General features: G+C 44.7%; 11 protein-coding genes. 8 read left to right on the top strand and 3 right to left on the bottom strand.

Going from position 1 to position 10,870, the window contains the following annotated elements; translation table 11 throughout:
• Positions 1-3 precede the first annotated feature (3 nt).
• The 3 genes from ilvD (at position 4) to acuI (ending at position 4,508) form a co-directional block, all read left to right on the top strand.
• Positions 4-1,845: a dihydroxy-acid dehydratase gene (ilvD, locus tag CAG57_RS07290; protein ID WP_099610080.1), complete on the top strand. Its 1,842-nt coding sequence runs from the start codon at positions 4-6 to the stop codon at positions 1,843-1,845.
• A gap of 3 nt (positions 1,846-1,848) precedes the next feature.
• Entirely contained in the window at positions 1,849-3,378 is a 1,530-nt protein-coding gene (ilvA, locus tag CAG57_RS07295; RefSeq protein ID WP_161427847.1) for a threonine ammonia-lyase, biosynthetic, read from the top strand.
• Between the two features lie 149 nt (positions 3,379-3,527).
• Positions 3,528-4,508 (top strand): acrylyl-CoA reductase (NADPH), encoded by a 981-nt coding sequence (acuI, locus tag CAG57_RS07300; protein WP_099610078.1) that lies wholly within the window; start codon positions 3,528-3,530, stop codon positions 4,506-4,508.
• Positions 4,509-4,559: 51 nt separating this feature from the next.
• On the opposite strand, the gene CAG57_RS07305 is transcribed toward acuI, so the two are convergent.
• Positions 4,560-5,498, bottom strand: coding sequence for a LysR substrate-binding domain-containing protein (locus tag CAG57_RS07305; RefSeq protein WP_161427846.1), 939 nt, complete (start codon positions 5,496-5,498; stop codon positions 4,560-4,562).
• Between the two features lie 249 nt (positions 5,499-5,747).
• Here CAG57_RS07305 and tusA point away from each other — a divergent pair, with 249 nt between their 5' ends.
• Positions 5,748-5,996 carry a sulfurtransferase TusA gene (tusA, locus tag CAG57_RS07310; protein WP_099610076.1) on the top strand — a complete coding sequence of 83 codons (249 nt, stop codon included), beginning with the start codon at positions 5,748-5,750 and terminating at the stop codon, positions 5,994-5,996.
• 38 nt (positions 5,997-6,034) lie between these two features.
• Here the strand turns inward: tusA and CAG57_RS07315 are convergent, their stop codons facing one another.
• Both CAG57_RS07315 and CAG57_RS07320 read right to left on the bottom strand, forming a co-directional pair.
• Positions 6,035-6,289 (bottom strand): hypothetical protein, encoded by a 255-nt coding sequence (locus CAG57_RS07315; protein WP_161427845.1) that lies wholly within the window; start codon positions 6,287-6,289, stop codon positions 6,035-6,037.
• A 113-nt stretch (positions 6,290-6,402) separates the two neighbouring features.
• Complete coding sequence (locus tag CAG57_RS07320) at positions 6,403-6,957, bottom strand: TMEM165/GDT1 family protein (RefSeq protein WP_161427844.1); 555 nt, start codon at positions 6,955-6,957, stop codon at positions 6,403-6,405.
• Positions 6,958-7,374: 417 nt separating this feature from the next.
• On the opposite strand from CAG57_RS07320, the gene glyQ reads away from it, so the two are divergent.
• The 4 genes from glyQ to CAG57_RS07340 all read left to right on the top strand — a co-directional run.
• Entirely contained in the window at positions 7,375-8,292 is a 918-nt protein-coding gene (gene glyQ / locus CAG57_RS07325) for a glycine--tRNA ligase subunit alpha (protein ID WP_099610073.1), read from the top strand.
• A gap of 1 nt (position 8,293) precedes the next feature.
• Positions 8,294-10,360: a glycine--tRNA ligase subunit beta gene (glyS, locus tag CAG57_RS07330; protein WP_099610072.1), complete on the top strand. Its 2,067-nt coding sequence runs from the start codon at positions 8,294-8,296 to the stop codon at positions 10,358-10,360.
• Between the two features lie 61 nt (positions 10,361-10,421).
• Complete coding sequence (locus CAG57_RS07335; RefSeq protein WP_272924569.1) at positions 10,422-10,619, top strand: transposase; 198 nt, start codon at positions 10,422-10,424, stop codon at positions 10,617-10,619.
• A 105-nt stretch (positions 10,620-10,724) separates the two neighbouring features.
• On the top strand, positions 10,725-10,870 hold a 146-nt coding region (locus CAG57_RS07340; protein WP_443083797.1), incomplete at its 3' end, for a helix-turn-helix domain-containing protein.

The raw sequence follows: 10,870 nt of genomic DNA on the forward strand, positions 1-10,870 counted from the left end.
ACAATGCCAAAATATAGATCCGCCACCACAACCCATGGACGTAATATGGCTGGTGCCCGCGCATTGTGGCGCGCCACGGGAGTGAAAGAAGAAGACTTCGGCAAACCGATCATTGCGGTCGTGAACTCCTTTACTCAATTTGTTCCCGGTCACGTACACCTCAAAGATCTCGGCCAACTGGTTGCTCGGGAAATTGAAGCGGCTGGCGGTATTGCCAAAGAATTTAATACCATTGCTGTCGATGATGGTATCGCTATGGGGCATGGCGGTATGCTCTATTCACTGCCTTCACGGGAACTGATCGCCGACTCGGTTGAGTACATGGTCAACGCTCACTGCGCCGATGCCATGGTGTGTATTTCGAACTGTGACAAAATTACTCCGGGAATGTTGATGGCTTCACTACGCCTGAATATTCCGGTTATTTTTGTCTCTGGTGGCCCAATGGAAGCAGGAAAAACCAAGCTTTCTGATCAAATCATCAAACTGGATCTGGTCGATGCCATGATTCAAGGCGCAGACCCCAAAGTCTCTGATGAACAAAGTGAGCAAATTGAGCGCTCCGCTTGCCCGACTTGTGGCTCTTGTTCTGGTATGTTTACCGCCAACTCGATGAACTGCTTAACCGAAGCGCTAGGCCTTTCTCAACCGGGTAATGGTTCATTACTCGCCACACATAAAGATCGCCAACAACTATTCTTAAACGCTGGCCGCCGTATTGTAGAACTGACCAAACGTTACTATGAGCAAGATGACTCATCGGCGTTGCCTCGTAATATTGCCAACAAAGCCGCCTTTGAAAACGCCATGGCATTAGACATTGCAATGGGCGGCTCAACCAATACCGTTCTACACCTACTGGCTGCCGCTCAAGAAGGTGAGGTCGATTTTGATATGACTGATATCGACCGTATGTCACGTCAAATTCCTCATTTATGCAAAGTTGCCCCCTCTACCCAAAAATACCATATGGAAGATGTGCACCGCGCTGGTGGCGTGATGGGTATTCTGGGAGAATTAAATCGAGCAGGGCTACTCAATGCCCAGACCAAAACGGTGTTAGGTTTAACGCTCGAACAACAATTAGCGCAGTATGACATCATGCAAACTCATTCCGATCAGATAAAGGCATTCTACCGTGCAGGGCCAGCTGGCATTCGTACGACACAAGCCTTTTCGCAAGATTGCCGCTGGGAAAGCTTAGATGATGATCGCACCGAAGGCTGTATTCGCAACCAAGCGCACGCCTTTAGCCAAGATGGTGGCTTAGCGGTACTCAAAGGCAATATCGCCCTTGATGGTTGTATTGTGAAAACCGCTGGTGTGGATGAAAGTATTCTGACTTTTACTGGGCCAGCCGTGGTTTTTGAAAGCCAAGAAACGGCGGTTGAAGGCATTCTCGGTGGGCAAGTTAAAGCAGGCGATGTGGTGGTAATTCGCTACGAGGGCCCTAAAGGCGGGCCGGGTATGCAAGAAATGCTTTATCCAACGACCTATCTTAAATCGATGGGATTGGGTAAAGAGTGTGCTCTCCTCACCGATGGGCGTTTTTCTGGCGGCACATCGGGCCTCTCTATTGGCCACGCCTCTCCTGAAGCTGCCAACGGTGGTACTATTGGTTTAGTCAAAACCGGCGATATTATTGCCATCGATATTCCTAATCGAACCATTACCCTGAATGTGACTGACGCTGAACTCGCCGAACGACGCGCGAAGCAAGATCAACAGGGATGGAAACCCAAAAGCCGTCAACGCGAAGTCTCGTTTGCTCTGAAAGCTTACGCCAGTATGGCCACCAGCGCAGACAAAGGGGCAGTACGCGATAAATCTAAGCTTGAGGGGTAATGCATGACTCTCACGAAACAAACGGGCGCAGATTATCTGCGCCAAATTCTCCGTGCTCCAGTTTATGAGGTAGCCCTTGTCACTCCTTTACAAGAGATGACACGATTATCAGCTCGGATCAAAAATCGGGTGCAATTAAAACGAGAAGACCGTCAACCCGTCCACTCGTTTAAACTGCGCGGCGCTTATAATATGGTCGCTAATTTAACCGAAGTACAGAAACAAGCGGGGGTTATCACCGCTTCTGCGGGCAATCATGCTCAAGGTATGGCACTTTCTGGCAGCCGGTTGGGAATAAAACCCACCATTGTGATGCCCAAAACCACCCCAGATATCAAAGTTGAAGCCGTTCGCGGATTTGGTGGCCATGTGGTTTTACATGGCAATAATTTTGATGAAGCAAAAACGGAAGCAGAACGGTTAACGGAGCAACACGGCTATACTTTTGTTCCCCCCTTCGATCACCCACTCGTCATTGCAGGTCAAGGCACCATGGGGATGGAAATGCTGCAACAAAATGGGCACTTAGACTATATTTTTGTCCCAGTTGGTGGCGGTGGTTTAGCCGCAGGCGTTGCCGTGTTAGTCAAGCAATTGATGCCTGAAATAAAAGTGATTGCCGTTGAACCCGAAGATTCCGCCTGTTTGAAAGCCGCGTTAGATGCCGGAGAACCGGTCGTGCTAGACCAAGTCAGTATGTTTGCTGATGGGGTTGCGGTAAAACGCATTGGCGATGAAACGTTTCGTTTATGTCAACAATACATTGATGATCACATTACCGTATCCAGTGACGAAATCTGCTCAGCAGTGAAAGATATTTTTGAAGATACCCGAGCAATTGCAGAGCCATCTGGTGCATTGGCGTTAGCAGGTCTAAAAAAGTTTGTTGAAAAACATAATATTGAAGGAAAGCAGTTAGCGACGGTGCTCTCTGGAGCAAATACAAATTTCCATGGTTTACGCTATGTTTCTGAACGCTGTGAACTCGGTGAAAAACGCGAAGGGCTACTCGCCGTAACCATTCCTGAGCGTAAGGGTGCTTTTTTTCAATTCTGCCATATTATTGGTAACCGGGCGGTAACAGAATTTAACTATCGCTATAACGACGATCAACTGGCCAATATTTTTGTTGGGGTGCGATTACTTGGAGGCCAAGATGAGCTAAACACTATCATCAGTGAATTACGCTGTGGTGGCTACCCGGTGGTTGACTTGTCTGAGGATGAAATGGCGAAATTACATGTACGATACATGATCGGAGGTAAGCCGTCCAAGCCCCTCAAAGAGCGGTTGTATAGTTTTGAGTTTCCAGAATACCCTGGTGCGCTGCTAAAATTTTTAAGCACCTTGGGTACCCATTGGAATATTAGTCTATTTAATTATCGAAACCATGGGGCGGACTACGGACGAGTTTTATGTGGTTTTGAACTGGAAGAGCATGATCTCTCGCGTTTTTCTGCCCATCTTCGTGAACTGGGCTACCAGTGTAAAGATGAAACGGATAACCCTTCCTACCAATTTTTCTTATCCTAACTCTCTCAATGCCAGTCACCGACTGGCATTTTTACTCTCTAATGCATCATGCGCATAATATCAATGCTAAAGTTTCATTTTAGTCATACCCTATTCAAGACTACACTTAGCAACATATTGTCTTTGCTACGCAAATATTGGAGATCGGAATGTTTAATGCCTTAGTTCTTACCCAACAAGAAAAACGTACCCTTGCCACCATTGAACAACTTGATGAGTGTCAATTGCCGGAAGGAGAGGTTTTAGTGGCGGTGGACTACTCCTCCCTCAACTACAAAGATGGCTTAGCCATTACAGGTAAAGGTAAAATCATTCGTCAATTTCCCATGGTTCCGGGAATCGATCTGGCGGGAACCGTACTTGAATCACAAGATCCTCGTTATCAAACGGGTGATCAGGTGGTACTCACTGGCTGGGGTGTCGGTGAAAACCACTGGGGCGGTATGGCGCAAAAAGCTCGCCTAAAAGCAGACTGGTTAGTTCCATTAGCCCAAGGTCTTAGTAGCAAAAAATCCATGATGATTGGAACTGCAGGCTTTACCGCTATGCTCTGCGTACAAGCCTTACTCGATGCCAATATCAAACCAGATCAAGGAGAGATTCTTGTTACCGGAGCCAGTGGTGGGGTCGGTTCTGTTGCCGTCACGCTATTGGCAAATTTAGGCTACCATGTTGCCGCTGTGACAGGACGAGTAGCAGAAAATGGCCCTCTACTTGAAAAGCTCGGTGCTAAACGCATTATTGACCGTTCAGAGTTTGAACAACCCGCTCGTCCGTTAGAAAAACAGATCTGGGCCGGAGCTATTGATACCGTCGGTAGCAAGATATTAGCAAAAGTGTTAGCACAAATGGACTACAACAGTACCGTTGCAGCTTGTGGTTTAGCCGGTGGCTTTGATTTACCCACAACCGTCATGCCGTTCATTTTACGTAATGTTCGCCTGCAAGGAGTTGATTCCGTTGCTTGCCCAGCAGAGAAAAGAATCGCAGCATGGAACAACCTAGCGAAACTTTTACCGGACTACTACTTCGAACAAGCCAGTCATGAAATAACGCTTGAGCAAGCCCCCCAGTACGCGGAAGCCATTACCAATGGACAAATTACTGGCCGCGTTGTGATTAAATTATAAGCCAGCTTTCACCACAAATTACGGGGCTCGAATGTTAATTCTTGCCCCATATTAAAGTTTCATTTCTTCAACACGCTTAGCTATCAAGCGACTACATTCTTGCTTCACAATATCTCTTATCCATGCCTGAGCTGGGGCATGTTCACAACGGGGATGCCAAATCAAAGAGTAATCAAACGGAGTAAATTGAAACGGTAATGGTTTAACCACTAAGTCATAACGTTCTGCAACTAAGAATGCTAGATCGGCTGGAACGGTAATAATTAAAGGCATACTATCGACAATCGCCAAAGCGGATTCCAAATGGTAAGCACGGAGTACCATCTTGCGTTTAGGGTACTCAACAAGAGCTTGCTCAATCAAAGCCTTTACTCCATCACTGATTGCAATCATGGCATGTGGATACGCCAAATAATCACTTAACTGCATAGACTGGTAAGCTAAAGGATGAAGCTTTGAAAGCAAACACAGCACACCGACTCGACCAAGAATCTCACTCTGTAACGGTGCCACCGAAGTCGTTGGTCGACAAATCGCAAAATCCACCCCTTCATGGGTCAGTTGATCGATTAATCGATTATGATGCAGAGGCTGAAACTCAAGGGAAACCTTCGGTGCCTCTTGATAAATTCGGGGTAATGCAAAAGGGAGAATTGTCTGTATTGCATAATCCGTTGTTGCAATGGTAAAACGCTGCTCACACAACAAAGGTTCAAATTCTACAGGCGAAAGAATTTGTCTAAGCACTTCGAGCGGACGATCGACCGCGTGATAAATAGTGAGCGCTTTTTCTGTCGGAACTAGGTACTGTCCCTGACGAGTTAAAAGAGGATCGTCCAGCATATCCCTTAACCGACCAAGAACTCGGCTCATTGCCGATTGGCTAAGACTTAATCGATGCGCCGCTTTACTCACGCTACCTTCATCAATTAATACCCGTAAAGCAACAAGTAAATTTAAGTCTCGTCGGTAAACCTCTTCTAATTCCACAGATGCTACCTTCCCAATAGTAAATAAAGGCTAGTGTACGGAAATAAGAAAAAAAATCCCGCCTTTCAGCGGGGAAGCCCAAGAAAACCTAGGGATAATGTCGGAATCATACTCGGTGTTGCAGGGTAAGATGTTAACCAATTGTTAATTACAATATGGTATTTTAATCTCTTTGCCAAGGGGTTATTGAATATTTTTTATTCGCCAGTATTATCTAGCCCTTAATTGTCATATATCTTAGGCTCAACGATGAATTTTGATCCTGAATTAGCCACGCTAACATTAGAGGCACAAGGATTACGCTGCCCAGAACCAGTCATGATGGTCAGGAAGACAATTCGTAATATGCAGGACGGGGAAACCTTGCTCATCACAGCTGATGACCCTTCGACAACTCGCGACATACCTAGTTTTTGTCGCTTTATGGATCACCAACTACTTGCGGCGCAAATCGAAACTTTACCCTATCAGTATTTGATTAAAAAAGGCATGGCTTAGCACAATAAAGGCAGCATAACGCTGCCTTTTCACTACTCTTAATACTCAATAGAACGAATATCCGTTTGTAATTTTTTCAGTTGTTGCTGTACCGTTCTTAGCTCGTCGTGCAATGGGATAATGTAAGCAACTCGAATCCAAGCTTCTACCGTTAACCCAACCATAATAATGGCACCAATCACCATGGGTAGCCACATATTGGTCAACGCCATTCCGAGTAAAGTTAAGACAAAACCAAAAGAGAATAAGTAGCTCTGACTTTTGGCGCTCATTCCTATATAACGTGTCAACATAAATGCGCCCCTCTTTCACAGCAGATATTAATAACACTAGCACGACTCATATGACACGAATATGGCAGATATCACGCTCTCATCAGCTTTTGTTGTAGAGCGTGATCCAGTACCTAAAATAATGCGGCACCAATGGCCAAGGTAAAGAAAAGAATCGCCGTTATTTTACGGATCAAGCCTAACGGTATCTTATCTGCTGACAACTTACCAATCACCACTACTGGAGCATTAGCCAATAACATGCCTATCGTTGTACCCACCACAACCCAAGCTAACGCATCTGCATACTGCGCCCCTAAAATTGAAGTAGCAATTTGGGTTTTATCGCCAATCTCTGCAATAAAAAAAGCAATAAAACTGGCAATAAATGGCCCTCGATTAGAGAGGTTTTCATCATCATCCAATTTATCAGGAATCAATACCCATATAGCCATAAGCAAGAAGCTCACCACCACCACCCACTTTAAATACTCAGGAGCAAGATAATCTGCCACAACCACGCCCAACCACGCCGCTAAAGCATGGTTAACAACAGTCGCTAAAAAAATAGCCATAATAATAGGTATGGGCTTTCGATATCGGCTAGCAAGTAACAAAGACAGCAATTGGGTTTTATCCCCAATTTCGGCCAAAGCAACACTAGTAATTGAAATAACTAAAACACTCACGACAGGCTCATTGGGGCGGGATTATTATATAACCATAGACAAACACGACGCCCCACCCCGGTTCGTAATGTTTGTCTAAGGTCTTGCTAAACTCAAAGAGATTTCAAGTCTCGAACGCCACGGTGATTGAGCACCAATTATGTTGACGAACGAACCGAACAACACACATTGGTTAATCGGTAAGCTACTCCCCAAAGACGGAGGAATTCTATCCAGCTTCGCGAACAATCTCAACGAATAAATCTTAAAACCACCCTTGATAAGCTGGTTTATATACCGCAATAGACTAAAACTTAGCTAAAAATCATTTCTGGTGATTAATTCGTCAACATTACCCCTACTTTGTCAGAGAATAACTCGGTATACTTGATTGTTATTTTTTATCAATTCAGACAAAAGAATCGCGCGAACCTGACTATGCAAAAATACGATATCAAAACCTTTCAGGGTATGATCCTCGCGCTGCAGGATTATTGGGCCCAACAAGGCTGTACCATTGTGCAACCATTAGATATGGAAGTAGGCGCAGGCACCTCTCATCCAATGACATGCCTGCGTGCGCTTGGCCCCGAGCCAATGGCGACCGCTTATGTTCAACCTTCCCGTCGCCCAACTGATGGTCGCTATGGTGAGAACCCTAACCGTCTGCAGCACTACTATCAATTTCAGGTGGTTATCAAACCCTCACCAGACAACATTCAAGAACTGTATTTAGGCTCACTAAAAGTACTCGGTATTGATCCACAAGTTCACGATATTCGTTTTGTGGAAGATAACTGGGAAAACCCAACTCTCGGCGCTTGGGGCCTAGGTTGGGAAGTTTGGCTAAATGGTATGGAAGTGACTCAATTTACCTACTTCCAACAAGTTGGTGGTCTTGAATGTAAACCCGTTACCGGTGAAATTACTTATGGAATTGAACGCTTAGCCATGTACATTCAAGGCGTTGATTCTGTATATGATTTAGTTTGGACAGACGGCCCACTAGGTAAAGTCAGCTACGGTGACATCTTCCACCAAAATGAAGTTGAGCAGTCCACTTATAACTTTGAACATGCCGATGTTGACTTCCTATTCACTTTCTTCGACCAATGTGAAAAAGAGTGTAACCAGCTACTAGAACTTGAAAAACCGCTCTCTTTGCCAGCTTATGAGCGCATCCTAAAAGCGGCTCATGCGTTTAACCTCTTGGATGCACGTAAGGCGATTTCGGTAACGGAACGTCAACGTTACATTCTACGTATTCGCAACCTAACCAAAGCCGTGGCAGAAGCCTATTACGCCTCTCGTGAAGCGTTAGGCTTCCCTATGTGTAAAAAGGGTGAGGACAAATAACATGGCAAAAGAATTTCTTATTGAGCTAGGCACAGAAGAGCTGCCACCAAAACAACTACGTACACTTGCAGAAGCATTTGCTGCCAATTTTTCTGCAGAATTAACCGCTGCAGATCTGGAATACCAAGATCTAAAATGGTTTGCGACCCCGCGTCGTTTAGCGCTAAAAATCACTCAACTAGCAGAAAAACAAGCAGATAAAGTTGTTGAAAAGCGAGGCCCCGCAATTTCTGTGGCCTTTGACGCAGAAGGAAACCCAACCAAAGCCGCACAAGGCTGGGCGCGAAGTAATGGGATTACCGTTGAACAAGCAGAACGATTAAAAACCGCTCAAGGTGAATGGTTACTTTTCAAACAAGACGTTAAAGGCCAAGCAACTAAACAAATTATTGTTGAATTGGTGACCAAAGCATTAGCGAGCTTACCTATCGCAAAACCGATGCGTTGGGGAGACAAAGACACTCAATTTATTCGCCCGGTAAAAACACTGACTATTTTACTCGGTGATGAACTGATTGAAGGCGAAATTTTAGGCGTTCCATCCGCTCGAACCATTCGTGGTCACCGCTTTATGGGTGAAGCCGAATTTACTATTGATAATGCAGCACAATACCCGGCTATCTTAGAAGAGCGAGGTAAGGTCATCGCCGATTATGATGTTCGTAAAGCAACCATCATCGCTAACGCTCAAAAAGCCGCACAGCAAGTAGGTGGAAAAGCTGACCTAGAAGATGAGTTAGTTGAAGAGGTGACTGCTTTGGTCGAATGGCCCGTTGTACTTACGGCAAAATTTGAAGAAAAGTTCTTGAAAGTCCCCTCTGAAGCCTTGGTTTACACCATGAAAGGCGATCAAAAATACTTCCCCGTCTATGATGCCAATAAGAACCTGCTACCTCACTTTATCTTTGTTTCAAATATTGAATCAAAAGAACCTCGGCACGTGATTGAAGGTAACGAAAAAGTCGTTCGACCTCGCTTAGCTGATGCCGAGTTTTTCTTCAATACTGACTTAAAAAGTAAGTTAGTGGATCGTCTTCCTCAACTTGAAACAGCTATATTCCAACAACAACTTGGTACCATTAAAGATAAGACAGACCGTATTACAGTACTTGCCGGTTATATTGCCGAGCAAATTGATGCCGATGTCGAAAAGTCCAAGCGAGCAGGCCTTTTAGCAAAATGTGACCTAATGACCTCTATGGTCTTTGAATTTACCGATACTCAAGGCGTAATGGGTATGCATTATGCGAGGCATGATGGAGAAGCCGAAGAAGTCGCAGTTGCACTCAACGAACAGTATATGCCTCGCTTTGCAGGAGATGAACTCCCAGCAAATGGCGTGTCTGCAGCTGTCGCTATTGCGGATAAATTGGATACTATCGTTGGTATCTTTGGTATTGGCCAAGCCCCTAAAGGGAGCGATCCTTTCGCATTACGCCGAGCCTCATTAGGTATCTTGCGTATCATCGTTGAATATGGCTACCAACTTGATTTAGTTGATCTTGTCGCAAAAGCAAAATCTTTATTTGGTGATCGACTCACCAATGCCCAAGTTGAGCAAGATGTAGTTGAATTTATGCTTGGCCGTTTCCGAGCTTGGTACCAAGATGAAGGTTTCAGCGTGGATATCATCCAAGCCGTGTTAGCTCGTCATCCAACTAAACCCGCAGATTTTGACCAACGAGTCAAAGCGGTCTCTCATTTCCGTGAACTAGAAGCCGCAGAAGCATTGGCAGCAGCAAACAAACGAGTCGGAAATATATTAGCTAAATTTGATGGTGAATTAGCCACTGAGATTGATCTTGCACTTCTACAGGAAGCAGCAGAAAAAACCTTGGCTGAAAGTGTCGAAGTCATGAGTGAAGCATTAGAGCCAGCGTTTGCCACCGGTAATTATCAACAAGCATTAAGCAAATTAGCAGAGCTACGTGAGCCTGTAGATGCTTTCTTCGATAACGTAATGGTCATGGCCGATGATGAAGCTTTGAAGAAAAACCGCTTAACCTTACTAAATAATCTACGCAATCTCTTCCTACAGATTGCTGATATATCATTACTGCAAAAATAAGCCATATCACCCATAACTTATAAGGGGCGTACTAATTGCGCCCCTTATTCCTACCTTTTATATGCTCGATATTGCCGATCACTTTCATAATTGTCAGCGTAATCTGCTTCCTCCCTATTCACCAGAGTTAAACCCAATAGAACAAGTGTGGAGTTGGCTCAGGCAACACCATCTCGCTAGCCAAAGTTTTATCGATTACAACGATATTGTGTCGAAGGTGTGTCGTGCCTGGAATCGCTTTTTGTACCAATCTAAATAAAAATGTGATCTAATTAAGGCTATTTAACTACTACCGTCATTCATCATGAATAGCCTTAATAATATCAACTTTAAAAAGCTCGCCAGTCAGCAAAAATCCATTCAGATGAAAATGAGATTACTGGCTCTTGCTCATTTCAAAGATGGACAATCTCGAACACAAATTGCCAAATACCTAAAAGTGAGCCGCACTAGCGTAAACAAATGGGTTCAAACCTTTTTAGAGCACGGGCTCGAAGGTCTTCAAGAAAA

This window comes from Vibrio sp. V30_P3S12P165 (genome assembly GCF_009904905.1).
In the GTDB taxonomy this organism is placed as follows: domain Bacteria; phylum Pseudomonadota; class Gammaproteobacteria; order Enterobacterales; family Vibrionaceae; genus Vibrio; species Vibrio fujianensis.